This window comes from Flavobacterium chuncheonense (genome assembly GCF_042686145.1).
GTDB classification, from domain to species: Bacteria; Bacteroidota; Bacteroidia; order Flavobacteriales; family Flavobacteriaceae; genus Flavobacterium; species Flavobacterium chuncheonense.
Map to the genome: position 1 here is coordinate 647,482 of NZ_JBHUPC010000013.1, position 17,464 is coordinate 664,945.

Consider the following 17,464-nt stretch of genomic DNA (forward strand, 5'->3'; position numbering starts at 1 on the left):
CTATTTTTTAGTAATCCAATAATATATAAAATAGTAAGGCGCTATTTCAAGTGTGCAAAGATATAAAATAAAATAAAACATTTTACGAGCTACATAGTTTTGATAAGTTTTTAATGTAAAAAAATAAGCGAGTCCATTAAGGATTAACAAAATAAAAATGAGTCCTATATAAAACCAAGTGTAATTCAAATCATTATAAAAAAGTACCAAATTAACTGGAAGCAAAACAAATCCTAAATATGTACGATAACTAACTTTTAACAGATTAAATTGTTCGTTAAACTCTTCCATGTTAAAAGTAGTAGCAATAATTTTTTCAATTAAGTATTTAGATAAGATAAAAACCCCTAAAAAAGTAAAAACTTGTATGTAGGCAATACCATCAGTTTTTTTGAAAATATTAAAATGGCTTAGGGTTAAAAGAATGAAAAACGAAAATGAGATTAATTGAACGAGAAATAATGAAATGGTAAAACCACTCAACATATTACTACTGTCTTTGTAGATTTTAGTATATTTATTGGAAACGGCTAGACGTGAAAATTCAACAAAACGCGGATTGAACACGTTTCGGTTGATTGCAATTATAATAAAACTTATTATAAAAAGTACTGTTGCCCAGTCACCTGAATTGAGTATACGCTCTTGAAAATTTACGTTTATCATAGTGCGGTAAATTTACAAAAAAGCAATGATTTGTATTATTATAAATTAATTAAGATATAGAGCCGATAAAAAGTTTATTTTTGTAATCTGAAAATTTACATTTATAATGTCAAAAAATATAGTTGTAATTCCAACTTTTAACGAAATTGAAAATATTGAAAGTATTATTCAGGCGGTATTTAAAGTTTCAGATGCTTTCCATGTTTTAATTGTCGATGATAATTCTCCCGATGGTACTTTTCGTAAGGTTATGGAAATGCAACACGTGTATCCTGAAACCTTGTTTTTAGAAGTTAGAAGTAAAAAATCAGGATTAGGAACTGCTTATGTGCACGGTTTTAAATGGGCATTACAACAAGGTTATGATTATATTTTTGAAATGGATGCTGATTTTTCACATAATCCAGAAGATTTAATCAAATTGTTTGCAGCGTGTAATGATGGAGCAGATGTAGCGATAGGGTCACGATATTCTACTGGGGTAAATGTTGTTAACTGGCCGTTATCGAGGGTGTTATTGTCGTATTTTGCGTCTATTTATGTTCGTATTATTACAGGTATGCGTATTCACGATGCAACGGCAGGTTTTGTATGTTATAAAAGAAATGTATTAGAAACTATTGACCTTGATAAAATAAAGTTTGTAGGTTATGCGTTTCAGATTGAAATGAAATATAGGGCCTTTGTGAAAAAGCTTAAATTGGTAGAAGTTCCCATTATTTTTACCGATAGAACAAAAGGACAGTCTAAAATGAGTGGTTCTATTATTAGAGAAGCTGTTGTAGGGGTTGTGTTATTAAGAATTAAGAATTTATTTAAAACATTATAATGAGCACTTTTTTAATTAAAAACGCGAAAATCGTTAATGAAGGTGATATTTTTGAAGGTGACGTTTTAGTAGAAAACGAGTTTATTAAAGAAATAGCCGATAAAATTAGTCCGAAATCCTCAGAATGTATAATCATTGATGCGGAAGGAAGTTATTTGATTCCTGGTGCTATTGATGATCAAGTGCATTTTAGAGAGCCAGGGTTAACGCATAAAGGAAATATAGCTTCAGAATCTAGAGCAGCTGTTGCTGGGGGTATTACCTCTTTTATAGAGCAGCCGAATACTGTCCCTAATGCAGTTACTCAAGAATTGTTGGAACAAAAATACCAGATTGCTGCAGAAACTTCTTTTGCCAACTATTCTTTTATGATGGGGGGTACAAATGATAATCTTGAAGAAGTCTTAAAAACTAATCCTAGAAATGTAGCAGGAATTAAGTTGTTTTTAGGTTCTTCTACTGGTAATATGTTGGTGGATAATCAAGAAGTATTAGAAAAGATATTTTCATCAACAAAAATGCTTATTGCGGTTCATTGTGAAGACGAAGCGACAATAAAAGCGAATTTTGAAAAATATAAAGAAGAATATGGTGATGATATTCCAATGAAGTTTCATCATTTAATTAGAAGTGCAGAAGCTTGTTATCTTTCTTCGTCAAAAGCAATTGAATTGGCAAAGAAAACGGGAGCTCGTTTGCATATTTTCCATTTGTCTACTGCAAAAGAGATGGAATTGTTTACCAATAAAATTCCATTAGAAGAGAAACAAATTACAGCTGAGGCTTGTGTGCACCATCTTTGGTTTACCGATGCAGATTATGAAACAAAGGGTAGTTTGATTAAATGGAATCCTGCGGTTAAAACACAAGTGGATAAAGATGCGCTTTGGGAGGCATTATTAGATGATAGAATAGATGTTATTGCAACTGATCATGCTCCACATACTTTAGAGGAAAAAATGAATCCATATACATCGTGTCCTTCAGGAGGGCCTTTAGTACAACATGCAGTAGTTGCTATGTTTGAAGCACATTTAAAAGGAAAAATTTCTGTAGAGAAGATTGTGGAGAAAATGTGTCACAATCCTGCAAAAATTTTCAAAATTGAAAAACGTGGATTTATAAAAGAAGGGTATTATGCGGATTTAGCAATTGTAAATTCACATCTGCCTTGGGTTGTTAAAAAAGAAAATATTTTATACCACTGTGGATGGTCTCCGTTCGAGGGGACAAATTTTAAATCAAGAATAACCCATACTTTTGTAAATGGTAAATTGGTTTATACTAATGGTAAAGTTAAAGATGTAAAAGCAGGTCAACGTTTGCTTTTTGAAAGAGAGTAATACAATGAAAAAATATATTTTCATATGCGTTGTTTTAATAGGCATTAGTTGCAATAATAATCCTATATCGAAGCCTAAAAATGATTTAGGGGAAGCAAAGATGGTAGAGATATTACATGATATTGCAGTTTTACAGGCTGCGGAAGTCTATAACGCTGAAAAGTTGATTGATGGAAATGTAAATACGACTACTTATATTTTTGAAAAGTATGGGATTGATAGTTTAACTTTTGTTCAAAATCAAAGGTATTATACCTCAAATCCTAAAGAGTATAAGAAAATATACGATGCTATTATAAAAAAGGTAGATGCTCAAAAAGCAATTGCCGATACGCTTGCAAAAAAGGAAGTTATTGAGAAAAAAACAACTTTTAAAAAATTAGATACTTCGTTTAAGCCTAAAAAGATGCGTATAGAGTAAAATATTTCTCCATGTCTGTGAAAGTAAAATCGAGAGTTGTTTGTATTTTCTCGTTGTTATAGAATATTTTTGAATGAGAGGCCTTTGCAGTTGCTTTTGTAAAGGCTCTTTTTTTTCCAGTAATCTTTGCTAAAAACCAATCGGCGCGCCATGCAAACGAAGTTAAGGTTCGGTTTGCATGTAAATAAGGGTGTTTTATATTAAGATTGTCAGCAATTCGTTTGAATAAATCTAAATAGCTGAGGTTTTCACTAACTAATGTATATCGTTCTCCTGAAATTGAACTATTCATAAGGCTCGTCATACAGTTAACTACATCTTCTACTGCTATAATTCCAATTAATCCATTAGTGTAAAAAGGATTGCCCTTTTTTACTGAATTCACAATTACACCACTTCCTTTTTCTGGAAATCCATATCCGAAAATAACACCAGGATTTACAATAACAACATTTAAACCTTCTTGAAATCCCCGCCAAACTTCCATTTCAGCTCCAAATTTAGAAATGGCATAGTCGCCGTGAAGTTTTTCAGGGTTCCATTCTGTTTCTTCAGTAACAGTTGTTTCGTTTTCTTTTGCATCACCAAGAGCGGCAATGGAACTTACATAACATAATTTGTCAACGTTGAAGTCGATGCAGCAGTTTACAATGTTTGCGGTGCCTTCGATATTGGTTTTTCGTAGTAACTCTTCGTCTTTTGGGTCAAAGGAAATTAAAGCAGCACAATGGTATACTTTGGATACATTTTGAAATGCTATAGTTAAAGAAGGTATATCGGTAATATCTCCTTTTGTCCAAATAATTTTATCAAAAAGCGATAAGTGGTTTTTGTATTGAAAAACATGGCGTACCTGATCAATACTTTTTTTATCACGGTATAATGCTTTTACTGCGTTGTTTTCTTGCAGTAAAGTTATCAATAAGTGAGAACCAACTAATCCTGTTGCGCCTGTAACTAAAATCATGCTGTAAAAATAACAAACTTTTAAATATATACTTTTAAACTTTTAATGTAAAAGCTATCTTTGCCTAATAAATAGTAATAAAGAAATGAAAAATTTAGTAGAAGAACTACGTTGGAGAGGTCTGGTTCATGATATGATGCCTGGAACTGAAGAGCAATTGCTAAAAGAGTCTACTACTGCATATATAGGTTTCGACCCAACTTCTGACTCCCTACATATTGGTAGTTTAGTACCTATCATTTTATTGCGTCACTTGCGTAATTTTGGACACAGACCTATCGCTTTAGTGGGTGGGGCTACAGGTATGATTGGAGATCCTTCAGGAAAGTCGGATGAACGTAATTTGTTGGACGAAGCTACGCTTACTAAAAACGTAAACGGAATTAGAAATTTACTTTCACGTTTCTTAGATTTTGATGCGACTGATGAGAATGCTCCAATTTTGGTAAATAACTACGATTGGATGAAAGAATTTTCATTTATTGCTTTTGCTCGTGATGTTGGAAAACGTATTACAGTTAATTACATGATGGCAAAAGATTCTGTAAAAAAGAGATTTGAAAGCGATGGGGCTGGAATGAGTTTTACAGAGTTTACGTACCAGTTAATTCAAGGGTATGATTTTTACCATTTGAATAAAGAATACAACTGTTTGTTGCAAATGGGAGGAAGTGATCAGTGGGGTAATATTACTACAGGAACAGAATTGGTACGTAGAATGAATGTCGATAGCGAAGAACGTTCCAAAGCATATGCAATGACATGTCCGTTAATAACAAAAGCTGATGGTTCAAAGTTTGGAAAATCGGAAGGTGGAAATGTTTGGTTGACTGCCGATAAAACGTCTCCTTACAAATTTTACCAATTTTGGTTGAACACTTCAGATATTGATGCTGAGAAATACATCAAGATTTTTACTTTCTTAGATAAAGAAACCATTGAAGCGTTAATTGCTGAACATCATGAAGCGCCACATTTACGAGTATTGCAAAAGCGTTTAGCAGCCGAAGTTACATTGTTTGTGCATTCTAAAGAGGATTTAGATAATGCTATTGCTGCTTCTGGAGCTTTCTTTAGTCCGAATATGGATGAGTTGAAGAAATTGGATGAAAAGACTTTTTTAGAAGTATTTGATGGTGTGCCTATGGCTGAGCTTTCAATGGTTGATTTAGAAGAAGGATTGGATATGATTGCTGCAATGGCTGCCAAAACGAATTTCTTAGCTTCAAATGGAGAAGCACGTCGTGAATTGAAACAAAATGCTATTTCTTTAAACAAAGAAAAAGTGAAAGAAGATAGAATAATAACAAAAGAAGATTTGATTAACAACCAGTTCTTGTTATTGCAAAAAGGAAAGAAAAATTACTATGTAATTCGCATTAAATAACCATAAGGTTACAACCACGAATATCAGAATTATCAAAACGTCCCAACACTTCGAAAGAATGGTTGGGATATTTTTTTCCCAAATCTTGAGTAGCAATAAAGGAGCAAGAATTGATATTGGCTAAATCAATTACGTTTATGCCTCCTGTTTTTCCTTCCGAAACATAGGTTAAAGCATCTTCAGTGTCACGGATTAAAATTTGCATCCAAGGCGGGCATTCAAAAACACCATTTCCGAGAGAATAGGCTTGTGATAAAAGCTCTGTCATGCCGTATTCAGAATGTATTACCGGCACACCAAATCCCTCACAAAGTAGTTGATGTAATTCTTCACGAATCATCTCTTTGCGTTTGCCTTTCATGCCTCCCGTTTCCATAATTATGGTGTTTTTTAATTGAAATTGTTGTATTTCAATTAAATCCAATAAAGCATAGGTAACACCAATTAACAATACATTTTGTCCTTCATTGTCTAGTTGAATCAATTTGCTAGTTAAATCGTCAAAATTGTTGAGGTAAAAACCAGAATCAGGATGATTACTTGAAGTGATTAAATCTTCCACCATATAGATCAAAGATGAGCCCTCACGCTCCAAATAAGAAGGGAGTAATGCTAAAACACAGTAGTCTTCAATATTACCGTAAAATTCCGAAAATCCATTTCGGTAACTTTGTTCGTAAATTGAAATATCTGTTACTGGGTGTTTACTAGTTGTCATTCCAGTAGTACCGCTACTAGTAAAAGTCTGTTGAATTGCAGCAGTTGTACTTACGATTTCGTGTGTTTTAAAAAATTGAATGGGTAGAAAAGGAATATCAATTAGTGATTTAACATTTGATTTATCCTTTTTTAAATACTGACAGAATTGCTGGTATACCAAGTTATTGTCAAATTGATAACGGAACACTTTAAGTGCTATTTTTTCAAAATCCTTTTTTCCAGAAATCGTAAATATGTCAGTTTGTGGTATCAAGTTTTTTTTACAAAGCTATAAAATAAAAAAGGACCAACAATTTGTTGATCCTTTTTTGTAATAATTTAATGTGATTATTTCACAACTAATTTTCTAGTTGCAGTAGTGCCTTCTTCGTTAATTTTAACAAGGTAAATTCCGCTTTCTAAGTTTCCGATGTTAACGGTGTTGTTTGCAACAATTGCATCTAAAACTTGCTTGCCTAAGATGTCAAAAACTTGAATTTGCTTTGCTGAATTTTTGTCAGATATGATGTTTAAAATATTTCCAGAAATTGGATTTGGATACATTTGTAAACCATTAATTTTGTCAAATGATTTTGTTGACAGTGTTACGTCAGCAATTGAACGCGCAACTACTTGTGCGGTTCCGTTAAATTCTGTAACTAAAACTATTCTATTTGCAGCTCCTGAAGGGATTACTTGTCCGATGTAATTTGATTCATTGAATAAAGTTCGGAACACAATGTCGGAACCATCATTAAGGGTATAATTTGTTCCAGAAGCAAAAACAGTAGATCCATCTGCTTCTGTAAAGCTTGCAGTATTTATTTGCACCAATTCGCTTTCATATGCTTCAATATTGGCACTGATAGCACTTGCGGTTACAATTTGAGGTGTTACCGTATTTCCAGAAGAAACTACAGTTGCTGCCTGTAAAGGTATTAATTGCAATACGCCGTTGAATTCTGAAGTAGAACCAACCAATGACGAAAGAGCATCACCTTGAATAGGTCCAGATGCAAAAGGCATAATGCCATCGTTGTCGTCAATTAATATTGCAGCACTTGAATCTTGAATGTATTTTTGATTTCGTATGTTTCTTGAATAAGTAATTACTGGATTCGTTGATATTTGATAGTATCTTCCAGTGCCGTTTGTAATAACATCTGCTCTTAAAGCGGCAAGATCAGCTACAGTATTTAAAGTAGCAATTTCGAAATCTACTGTGGCATTAACTGCCGGTGTAATGGCGACATGACTATTATCTACTAATTCTACATATACGGTATAAGTGTTACCCGGAGTTACTGCTAAAGCTATAGGTGCTGTATCATATTTCATAGTCATGGCAGGAGTGCCTCCATTTACAGCTACTGTGTAGTGAATGTGACCGTCTATTCCAGATCCTGGGTTGCCAACTATAAAATTTGAAATTGAAAGTGTAATGTCAACATTCGAAACGAGCGGGTTAAATGTTGTATTGTTTATAGGAGAAGAAATTACTAATGAAGGTGCTGTAGAACAACCATTATGTGAACCTATTTGTCCCCATTCTGTATCAATTGCGTATACATCCCATTCTGAAGTGGCATCATCTGTTCCAAATGAACTTAATGCGACTGGATTTGGACTACATACAGAAGATTTTCTAACTAATGTATGATTTAAAGTTCCGTCAGATGTACTACCAACAGCCCAGGTAGTTCCGGGATCAAAACCAATTTGTCCTATTACATCAATTATACTTCCTAATTTTAATAAAGCAATTGCGTCATCTCCATTAAAATTACAGGTCGATGAACTACTATCACCTGCGCTTACAATAGAGGCGTTAGATGAACTGTTATACAGTACATAAACATCACCAGCTGCTAGCATTGTGCCAGCGGTAAAAGTTTGAGTGTTTGTTGCAGTTGTAGCTCCGTTAGCATATAATTCAACTGAATAATCCGCTAAGTCAACACTAGCATTAGTTCCATTGTATATTTCTAAGAATTTATTATTCGATGATCCTTCGCCATACATACTAAAATAAAGATCTGTAGCTTGACTGAAAGAAAGTGTAGAAATAAATAAAAAAGTAAAAAAGTAAAGTTTTTTCATTTTTAACAAAATTTACGTATTAGACACACAAATATAACAATATTAGTTATATGCATGCATAAAATTAACGTGAAATTACCGTTAAAAAATGGAAGAATAGAAATGTAATTAGTTGATAATTAATTTTCTGGTGGCAGAAGCTTCTCCTTCTTTAACCTTTATAAAGTAAACACCAGGTGTAAGTGCACTGATATTTATTTCTTTTGAAGAGGTGATAGTTTCAAGGACTTTTTTTCCTAAAACATCAAAAATTTCAATTTTTTTATCCAAGGAACTTTTAGTCGTAACATAAATTTTACCAGAACTTGTAGGATTTGGATAAATGTTTAAGCCTGCAATAGTAGGTTCTTGTGATTTATTCGTAGCAACACCTTTACTTTCTTGTGATAGAACATCGAAAGAAAGTAATGAGAAAAACAGTAAAATAATATAAAAGTAGTTTTTTGCCATTTGGTTACAAATAATGTGTAAAGATAATAATTTTTTAAAAGCAAAATCAATGCCAAAAGAAAAATCCCTCATAATGAGGGATTTTAACTTTAATTTGTATGTTTATTACAAACCTACCGTCCAACCTTGAGTCCAAGAAGGAGCATCAGCACCATTACCAGCACCAGTGTTGTTTGCTTCTACAATGTAAGTTGTATTTACTCCAACATATTCTGATTTATCTGATTCTGCTGTTCCAGTGATGTTGAATTGAATTGGATTAAAAGTGATGAACCCATTATCAATATTAGCATTTGCAACTGGATCGCCTGTAACATTTTTAATTTTTAACCCCTTAGCAAAACCATCAATATAGATGTTTGAAGCTGTCCAGTGACCAGCACCTTCTTTTAAATACATTCCGTGTTCTTCTCCAGCTAAAGCTCCTTTAACAATTGAAAAGTTTTTCAAAGTTGCATTTGTAGTAGGTAATGCTGCACCGTTATCACCGTTGTTCGAACCTTCAACACCTGCTTTAGCAACATCTTTAATATAAACGTTTTCTAAAGTTCCTGAGAAGCCATCAGCAAAGTCAATAGCATCATCCTCACTGTGTAAAGCAACAAGGTTTCTTGCATTTACCGAACCTCCGAAGAATTCTATACCATCATCACCACTTTTATAAGCTTGTACATATTCGAAAACTGTACCAGATCCTACAGCAAATAAAGACACTCCATTAAACTCTTTATCTGCGTTAAAAGCAGCACCTGTATATTCCACTCTTAAATAACGGATAACACCAGAACTATCTGTGTCGTCATTTCCACCGTAAGTTAAATCAGAAACCTCTGCAGTTGCGCTCTCTCCGTTTGATCCTCCTTTATTTGTTTTGGCTTTACCACAAATCACTAATCCTCCCCAGTTACCTGTTTCAGGGTTAGCACTTCCACTAGTCATAACAACTGGGTTTGTTGCTGTTCCGTTAACATATAATAAACCATCTTGTGCAATTGCTATATAAGAAGCAGTTCCTCCAGTAGCCTCAATTCTTGTTCCAGCAGGAATCGTTAATGTTGCACCGGCTTTTACTACAAATGAACCAGTTAATTTGTACACTTGGTTTGCATCTAATGTTACTGCTTGACCAGCTGTTAATTCTCCTTTGAAATCTTCCGGATTAATAGTAACAGTGTTGTCTGGAACAATTGTTTCATCTTCGTCTCTTGAACAAGAAACAAAAGTTAAAGCTGCAATAGCTAATGTAGATAAAAGTAATTTTTTCATTTTTTGTGTTATTTAATTTTGATAAGACAAATGTATAATGTCTATGCTATTAGAGTTTTACGCTAATGTTATGAGTTTATTAAAAATAATTAGAGAGGTTTTAAACAAAACCTCTCTAATCTTTATTAATTGTTAATTAAATGTTTTAGAATGTGTATTTCATTGATAGACTGAAGTTTCTGCCTTTTTTGTATGAATCAACAATTACATTTTGTATTTCTTGTTTTCTTTCAATTGTAGGATCTAGTAAGTTTTTAGCATTGAAACCAAGACCCAGATTTTTGTTAAATTTAAATTTAAAAACAAAGTCTAAAGTAATAACTTCACTGTCTACTAAGTTTCCTTTTTTAGATGAACCAAGTGAATATACTCTGTCTGAAAAATATGCTGCAGCAAGAGTAGCAGAAAGCGATTTTTCTTCTGAAAAGTCTTTGCTGAATCCTAAGTCCATATTGGCTAATAAATCTGAAGCACCTGTTAATCTTGAATTCTTTTCAGTAAAGAAAGCAGTAATAGTACCATTAGTTTCTCTATTTACTTTAGCGGCATCAAGATCTTGATCAGTGTTAAGATAAGATACATTTACCCCAAGATTTAAATTTGTTTTTTTATTTGTGTTAGTATTTTCCCTAGTAAAAAGATTTTTACGTACTTCAACTTCTGCACCAATACCGGTAGCTTTTTCTCCTGAGTTTGCCCATGAAATGTCGTTTGTTGCAGAAGCTACAATAATTTCATTAATTGGATTCTGAATGTATTTACCAAAACCTGTTACAGAAACAACTTCACCGTTTTTAGGGAAATATTCCCATTTTAAATCGAAGTTATAGTCGGTAGAGTTGTATAAAAATGGGTTACCGAAATAGCTTTGTCCTACTTCCTCAAATAAGAATGGCGCTCTCTCTTTAAATTGTGGTAAAGTATACGTTTTACTAGCTGCAAATTTTAAATTCTGTTTTTCTGATAATTCATATTTTGCAGTTAAACTAGGAAGATACTCCATCGTGTCAGACTTGTTTTTGCCTTGTTTTAAAGAAGTGTCATAAAAAATATCTTGAATAATGTATTCTGAACGGAAACCTCCAATTACAAATAATTTAGGAGTGAATTGGTATTCAATAGCACCAAAACCTGCAGATATAATTTGTTGACCGTTGAAATTTTGTGGTTTCAGAGCAATCGGGTTTGAATAATCTCCTCTAAAGGTTCTGATGGAGAATAATCCAGCGTCTAAGTTGTTTTGGTTGAAATAACCGTCAATATTGTTTAAATCAATTGTAGGTTGTGCTATGGTTCTACTTATTGCAAAGTTAAATTGTGTAGCGTCAAAATTAATTTCTTTGTATCTAGCACTATATCCTGCTGTGAATTTTCCTTTGTAAGTATCATCATCTTTTTTACCAAATTTATAAGATAAAGCAAAGTTACCGGCTAATTCATCATCTGTCATTTCTTGGAAAAATCTGTGGTTGTCAGCTTGGTTTAGGTTTGATGGTACTAAAGGAGATGAAGGGTCACTTTGAACACTAGGAGTAAAAGTATTTTGCATACGATCTGGAATAACATTTGTTAACATGTTGTATGATAATCCCCAGTCGAAAACAGTTCTCTCGCCAAATTTATGCTCCCCTAATAATTGATTTACTAACAATGAAGTTCTGTCAAAAGTGGATCTTCTTACAAAACCACCTCCTTCTGTAGCGTTATCAAATATGTCTAAAACCCCTGTGTATTCTTCGTGCTTTTGAGAGGTTGAATTAATAAACATTGAGTTAATTCTCAAGTTATGGTTATTATTAATTTTGTAATTAATATTAGCCATTGCATTTGAACTTGTTGAATAATTGTAAGACATTCTGTAAAGGTCTTTTTTAGCAATTCCTTGACTAGCTTCAACACTTCCTCTTCTTACCCCTTCTGTAAAGTTGTAATTGTTATCGAATGATGTGTTTAAGAAGAAGCTTAATTTTCCGTTTGCTCCTACATCAAATGAATCTCCACCTAATATGTACAAAGAACTTCCAATAGGTGTAGCTCCATTTTTATCCCAACTTGTACTAAAATTATATCCGCCTAGTGGGTCGTTAGGTATTCGCTCGTTGCTAAATCCATGAAAGTTAGGACCATCTTGTAGGTAAAATTTATTTTGGTTCAAGGCATTAGAATTACCTGAGAATCCTGTTCCGATTTCTAGTAGTCCAGAACCTTTATAATTTTTAGAAACAATATCAACATTTGCTCCAGCAAAATCACCGTAATTTTTATAATTGTATGTTTTGTCAATACCTATATATTCTACAATGTCAGTTGAAAAGATATCAAGACTTATGTTTTTGTTAGAAGGATTGTTTGAGGGTAATGGTAATCCATTTAGAGTTGTTGAGTTATATCGATCTCCTAAACCTCTTACATAAATACTACCAGAACCTTCTTGCTTAGAAATACCAGTTGTTTTGGCAACTGCAGCGGCAACATCGCTGATACCTTTTTTAGAAATTTCTTCAGCTCCAATAGCTTGCTTGATTTCTACCGCTTTTTGTTGTTCTTGTAACAGTGCTTGCTCGCTTTCTTTTGTAACAGTATGTACAATAACAACATCGGCAAGTTGAACGCCATCGGCTGCTAAAGTATAGTTGATAACTTTATTTTCTTTTGCTTTAATCGAAAATGGAATTTCTTTAGTTTCGTAACCTAAATAAGCAATAACAAGTGTATAGCTTCCTGGTTTTAATGATATAGAGTATTTCCCCATATCATCTGTAGAAGAACCAAAAGAGGTGCCTTTAATCGTCACGTTTGCAAAAGGTAATGGTTCTTCGTTAAATTCTTTGTCTAAAATTGTTCCTGTAACCGTTCCATTTTGAGCAAAAGAAAAGCTACAGATAAATAGTAATACGAATAAAAATTTAAGTTTCATGTTGTGTATTTAATTTTTTGCAAAGAAACCCTGTCCAAGTTATTGCAATGTTACTTGCAGGTTATAAAAAAGTTCCGCAAGTGTTAGTAAATCGTTAACTGATTAAATAATTGTTAACACCTTTATACTTTTTATATTATCTTTACCTTTACCATCGAAAAACAACAAAAGAAGCATAATGAAAAACAAAGAAATTAAGATCTTATTAGTTGATGATGAGCAAGATATCTTGGAGATTGTAGGGTATAATCTTTCACAAGAAGGGTATCAAATTGTTACGGCATCTAATGGGAAAGAGGCAATTGTAAAAGCAAAAAAGGAGTTGCCTAATTTAATTATCTTAGATGTAATGATGCCAGAAATGGATGGTATTGAAGCTTGTGAAAATCTTAGAAAATTACCAGAGCTAGAGAATACAATTATTACATTTTTAACGGCTAGATCAGAAGATTATTCTCAAGTTGCCGGTTTTGATGCTGGAGCAGATGATTATATTCCGAAGCCGATTAAACCAAAAGTATTGGTAAGTAAAGTAAAAGCGCTTTTACGTCGTTTAAAAGATCAAGAAGAAACAACGGATACTTTAAAAGTAGGGGATATTGAAATTAACCGTGAAGAATATAAAATTATTCGTCAAGATGAAGAAATTGTATTGCCACGTAAAGAATTTGAATTGTTTTATTTGTTAGCTACTAAGCCAGGAAAAGTTTTTACACGTGAAGAAATTTTGGATAAGGTTTGGGGTAACGAAGTAGTTGTTGGTGGGAGGACGATTGATGTTCACATCAGAAAACTACGTGAAAAAATTGGCGATGAGTTTTTTAAAACTATCAAAGGTGTAGGTTATAAAATTGAATTTTAATGACCATAAGTTTTAAAAAATCATATAAGTTTGCTTTAAAATCCTCACTATACATATTCCTTTTTGCTATAGGAGGATTATTTTTATTGAATAAGTTTTATATACAAACTGATTTTTGGCCATTATTGTGTTTTGCAATTGGCTTATTCGTTTTTTCCTTTTTTGTTTTACAGTACCGTGTGGAGCGTTTCATATACCGACGTGTAAAACGTATATATGATGATGTGTCCCTTTTGGAGAATGCATCATTTCGCAATCAGCCTGTAACCACAGATATGGCTACATTAACCCGTGAAGTACAAAAGTTTGCACGCGATAAAAAAATAGAAATAGAAACTTTAAAAATTCGAGAAGAGTATAGAAGAGAATTTCTTGGAAACGTTTCACATGAATTGAAAACACCTTTGTTTACCGTTCAGGGGTATTTGCTTACGTTATTAGATGGTGCTATGGAGGATAAGCAGATTCGTAAGAAATATCTCCAACGAGCTGAAAAAGGAGTAGAGCGCCTTATTTATATCGTTAAAGATTTGGACATGATTACCAAATTGGAAATGGGTGATATTAATATTGAATTGTCTGAATTTAATATTATTGATGTTGTTCAAAATGTTTTCGATTTACTTGAAATGCGAGCTGCAAAGAAAAATATTTCTTTGGTTTTTGATACCAAATACAAGTATCCTATTAAAGTCATTGCCGATCAAGAAAAGATACAACAAGTGGTCACCAACTTGGTTGTGAATTCTATTAAATATGGCAAACAAGGAGGTACTACGGAAGTAAGTATTGAAGATTTAGTCAATAATAAAGCGATTGTCAGAGTAACAGATAATGGAGAAGGAATTGCGAAATCAAATATTCCAAGATTATTTGAACGCTTTTATCGCGTTGATAAAAGTGGTGCCCGTAGCGAAGGCGGCTCGGGATTGGGATTGGCCATTGTAAAGCATATTATTGAAAGCCATAACGAAAAAATTTACGTTGAAAGTGAATTTGGTGTGGGCTCGGAATTTTCTTTTACTTTAGAAAAGGCGAAATAGAGTTTTCCAACTAATGTTTGTTGGTACAGTATTTAGTCCTTTGTACAAATCAATACTATCCAGTCTTTCAATTTTAAAACTATCTTGATGGCAGCTTGGCGCTATACGTTCTGTTTTTAATTTACGGGCTAGATATTCTTGTTCGTATTGTCCTGGAGTAGGAATAAAAAAGGCTTTTTTGCCTAAATGTGCTAAATCCATAATGGTAGTATAGCCCGAGCGACACAGTATTTTTTCACTTTCATTGAAAGCAAGTTCTAGTTGCTCGCTATCCATATAATTATAAAAGGTAATGTTGTCAACAATCTCTACATGTTGTTTAACCTCTATTTTTCCTTTGATAAAAAGTACAGGCTTGTCGTATTTCTGTAATTCCAAAATTAGTTTTTCTTCCAAGAGTGTACGTTGCGGTTCGGGTCCTGACAATATCACCATAAGTTGATATTTAATAGGAGTCACTTTTTTATGCAATCGGCTTAATGGACCAATGTAGCGAATGTGTTTGAAAGGAATATCTAAGTGCCCTAGTTTTCCCGATAAGTTTGGTGAACCATCAGTGTCAGGTACCCAGCATTCGTTATATTTATTAATGTAAATGTGGTGTAATTTTGTCGTTAACCAAGATGTGTTCCCAGTCAGTACTCTAAGCTGGTGTGTTATAAATACCGATGGTACTTTTTTTGAATGTACGCCTAAACGATTGTCTGAAATGATGCCAGATATGGAATATTGGTCTATCCAAGCGTCTACTGTTTTACGTTCCTTACTGATGCTATTAACTATTTTAGGAAGTTGCGTCATAAGCTTCCACTTGAAATTTATACCTTTCTTAGCATATTCGATGTCATAAGAAGGTAATTCCAAGGCAAGTAAATGCGGAAATTCTTTTTTTAATAGACCTAAGGCATCTCCATCAGATGCTAAAATAGGCTCAAAATTAGCTCCTTCAAGAGCTTTAATAATTGGAATACAACGTGTAGCATGACCAAGTCCCCAGTTTAAAGGTGAAACTAATATTTTTTTCTTTACCATCTTTTTTGTAGGTCGTAAGCACTTTATTGTAAACTTTTAATAGTAGATAGGCTTATCAAAAGTAATAAAAGCAAAACTTTTTTTTCTTAATTAAAATATAACTTTTCCGTACAACAAAATAAAAATTAATTAAGTTCTTTTATATTTCCTTAATTTTACCAAAAAATTAAATTTATTGTGGGAAGTAAGAATAAATTAAAAAGATTCAAGGAAAACGAAACGTTTTCTAATGTTTTTCAACCAACACGCGAAGAGGTCGTAAGCGACCAGTTACCATTAAAGGGGAAGTGGAGAAGTGATTTTTTCAAGAACGATAATCCTATAGTCCTTGAATTAGGATGTGGAAAAGGGGAGTATTCGGTTGGTTTGGCTCAATTAAACCCAAATAAAAACTTTATAGGGATTGATATCAAAGGAGCACGTTTCTGGAGAGGTGCCAAAACCGCTGTTGAAAATGGGATTGAAAATGTTTGTTTTTTACGAACACAAATTGAATTGATTAATCACTGTTTTGAAGAGAATGAAGTGGATGAAATTTGGATTACTTTCCCAGATCCGCAAATAAAGTATAAGCGTACAAAGCATAGAATGACAAATTCAGAGTTTTTGAAGAATTACAAAAAAATTCTAAAACCAGATGGATTAATGCATTTGAAAACGGATAGTGAGTTTATGCACGGTTATACATTAGGGCTTCTTCACGGTGAAGGACACGAAGTGATTTATGCCAATCATAACGTTTACCGAAACGAAGGAGCTCCTAAAGAAGTTACGAGTATTCAAACGTTTTATGAAAGTCAATATTTAGAACAAAATAAAGCCATCACCTATATTCAATTTAAAATAAAAGAATAATGGGCTACATTTTGGACTTTTTTCTAGGGTATTTGGTTGCTTTTGTCGGATTTATTGCGCCTGGAATGTTAAACGTTTTAGCCGCAAAAATCAGTATAACCGAAACAAAAAAAGCCGCTTTGTTGTTTATTTTTGGGACGTTGACAATCGTATTTGTTCAAGTGTTTACAGGGGTTTATTTTGCTAAGTTTTTAGACAGTCATCCTTCGGTAAGTAATACACTGAAAAAATTTGGAACGGTAATTTTTGTAATGCTTACCTTAGCTTTTTTATACAATGGTTTTCGAGTGAAAAAGCCAAAGCAAGAAGTAGAAATTAAGTCGAAACGAAATCGTTATGTGTATGGATTAATAATGGCTAGTTTTAACATGTTTGCGATACCTTTTTTTGCTATTTCAAGTTTAACTTTAGCTTCAAAAGAACTTTTCGATTTTTCATTACTTTCCATTTTTATTTTTTCAATTGGAGCTGTATTGGGAACATTTACTATTTTTTATAGTTATGCTGTTTTTTTTAAGAAAATAGAAAACAGAGTTGATCTCCTTATTAATAATATCTATTTCATTTTGGCAGCATTTACTGGAATTATATCAATTATGTCAATTTATAAGTTAATGCAAGCTTAGG

The 17,464-nt window shown here is 33.0% G+C and carries 16 protein-coding genes; 8 read left to right on the forward strand and 8 right to left on the reverse strand.

Annotated features, from left to right (window positions below; translation table 11 throughout):
* A complete protein-coding gene (locus ACFS5J_RS10465; protein ID WP_379812096.1) occupies positions 1-666 on the reverse strand; it encodes a DUF4271 domain-containing protein in 666 nt (221 codons plus the stop codon).
* Between the two features lie 106 nt (positions 667-772).
* Between ACFS5J_RS10465 and ACFS5J_RS10470 the strand changes: the two genes are divergently transcribed.
* The 3 genes from ACFS5J_RS10470 to ACFS5J_RS10480 are packed head-to-tail and all read left to right on the forward strand — an operon-like array spanning position 773 to position 3,259.
* Positions 773-1,495, forward strand: a complete 723-nt coding sequence (locus tag ACFS5J_RS10470; protein WP_379812098.1) for a polyprenol monophosphomannose synthase — start codon at positions 773-775, stop codon at positions 1,493-1,495.
* A complete protein-coding gene (locus ACFS5J_RS10475) occupies positions 1,495-2,838 on the forward strand; it encodes a dihydroorotase (RefSeq protein WP_379812100.1) in 1,344 nt (447 codons plus the stop codon). The genes ACFS5J_RS10470 and ACFS5J_RS10475 overlap by 1 nt, the downstream gene beginning before the upstream one ends.
* A gap of 4 nt (positions 2,839-2,842) precedes the next feature.
* Entirely contained in the window at positions 2,843-3,259 is a 417-nt protein-coding gene (locus tag ACFS5J_RS10480) for a DUF4296 domain-containing protein (protein WP_379812101.1), read from the forward strand.
* On the opposite strand, the gene ACFS5J_RS10485 is transcribed toward ACFS5J_RS10480, so the two are convergent.
* Positions 3,237-4,226, reverse strand: a complete 990-nt coding sequence (locus tag ACFS5J_RS10485) for an NAD-dependent epimerase/dehydratase family protein (RefSeq protein ID WP_379812102.1) — start codon at positions 4,224-4,226, stop codon at positions 3,237-3,239. The genes ACFS5J_RS10480 and ACFS5J_RS10485 overlap by 23 nt on opposite strands.
* 85 nt (positions 4,227-4,311) lie before the next feature.
* On the opposite strand from ACFS5J_RS10485, the gene tyrS reads away from it, so the two are divergent.
* Positions 4,312-5,613 carry a tyrosine--tRNA ligase gene (gene tyrS / locus ACFS5J_RS10490; protein ID WP_379812103.1) on the forward strand — a complete coding sequence of 434 codons (1,302 nt, stop codon included), beginning with the start codon at positions 4,312-4,314 and terminating at the stop codon, positions 5,611-5,613.
* On the opposite strand, the gene ACFS5J_RS10495 is transcribed toward tyrS, so the two are convergent.
* The 5 genes from ACFS5J_RS10495 to ACFS5J_RS10515 form a co-directional block, all read right to left on the reverse strand.
* Entirely contained in the window at positions 5,606-6,586 is a 981-nt protein-coding gene (locus ACFS5J_RS10495) for a LuxE/PaaK family acyltransferase (RefSeq protein WP_379812104.1), read from the reverse strand. The two genes, tyrS and ACFS5J_RS10495, sit on opposite strands and share 8 nt — an antisense overlap.
* Before the next feature lie 74 nt (positions 6,587-6,660).
* Complete coding sequence (locus tag ACFS5J_RS10500; protein ID WP_379812105.1) at positions 6,661-8,412, reverse strand: lamin tail domain-containing protein; 1,752 nt, start codon at positions 8,410-8,412, stop codon at positions 6,661-6,663.
* A 108-nt stretch (positions 8,413-8,520) separates the two neighbouring features.
* The gene (locus tag ACFS5J_RS10505) at positions 8,521-8,934 is read right to left on the reverse strand and encodes a T9SS type A sorting domain-containing protein (protein WP_379812106.1); all 414 of its coding nucleotides are present in this window, start codon (positions 8,932-8,934) and stop codon (positions 8,521-8,523) included.
* A gap of 33 nt (positions 8,935-8,967) precedes the next feature.
* Positions 8,968-10,128 (reverse strand): hypothetical protein, encoded by a 1,161-nt coding sequence (locus ACFS5J_RS10510; protein ID WP_379812107.1) that lies wholly within the window; start codon positions 10,126-10,128, stop codon positions 8,968-8,970.
* 145 nt (positions 10,129-10,273) lie between these two features.
* On the reverse strand, positions 10,274-13,045 hold the full coding sequence (locus ACFS5J_RS10515) for a TonB-dependent receptor (RefSeq protein WP_379812109.1): 2,772 nt from the start codon (positions 13,043-13,045) through the stop codon (positions 10,274-10,276).
* A 178-nt stretch (positions 13,046-13,223) separates the two neighbouring features.
* On the opposite strand from ACFS5J_RS10515, the gene ACFS5J_RS10520 reads away from it, so the two are divergent.
* Together ACFS5J_RS10520 and ACFS5J_RS10525 are read left to right on the forward strand one after the other, a co-directional pair.
* The gene (locus tag ACFS5J_RS10520; RefSeq protein ID WP_379812110.1) at positions 13,224-13,907 is read left to right on the forward strand and encodes a response regulator transcription factor; all 684 of its coding nucleotides are present in this window, start codon (positions 13,224-13,226) and stop codon (positions 13,905-13,907) included.
* Positions 13,907-14,950 carry a sensor histidine kinase gene (locus tag ACFS5J_RS10525; RefSeq protein WP_379812111.1) on the forward strand — a complete coding sequence of 348 codons (1,044 nt, stop codon included), beginning with the start codon at positions 13,907-13,909 and terminating at the stop codon, positions 14,948-14,950. Before ACFS5J_RS10520 ends, ACFS5J_RS10525 begins: the two co-directional genes overlap by 1 nt.
* Here the strand turns inward: ACFS5J_RS10525 and ACFS5J_RS10530 are convergent.
* The gene (locus ACFS5J_RS10530; RefSeq protein WP_379812113.1) at positions 14,933-15,982 is read right to left on the reverse strand and encodes a glycosyltransferase; all 1,050 of its coding nucleotides are present in this window, start codon (positions 15,980-15,982) and stop codon (positions 14,933-14,935) included. The two genes, ACFS5J_RS10525 and ACFS5J_RS10530, sit on opposite strands and share 18 nt — an antisense overlap.
* A 177-nt stretch (positions 15,983-16,159) precedes the next feature.
* Between ACFS5J_RS10530 and trmB the strand changes: the two genes are divergently transcribed.
* Together trmB and ACFS5J_RS10540 are read left to right on the forward strand one after the other, a co-directional pair.
* Positions 16,160-16,837, forward strand: coding sequence for a tRNA (guanosine(46)-N7)-methyltransferase TrmB (gene trmB / locus ACFS5J_RS10535; RefSeq protein ID WP_379812115.1), 678 nt, complete (start codon positions 16,160-16,162; stop codon positions 16,835-16,837).
* Entirely contained in the window at positions 16,837-17,463 is a 627-nt protein-coding gene (locus tag ACFS5J_RS10540) for a LysE family transporter (RefSeq protein ID WP_379812116.1), read from the forward strand. Before trmB ends, ACFS5J_RS10540 begins: the two co-directional genes overlap by 1 nt.
* Position 17,464: the final 1 nt, after the last annotated feature.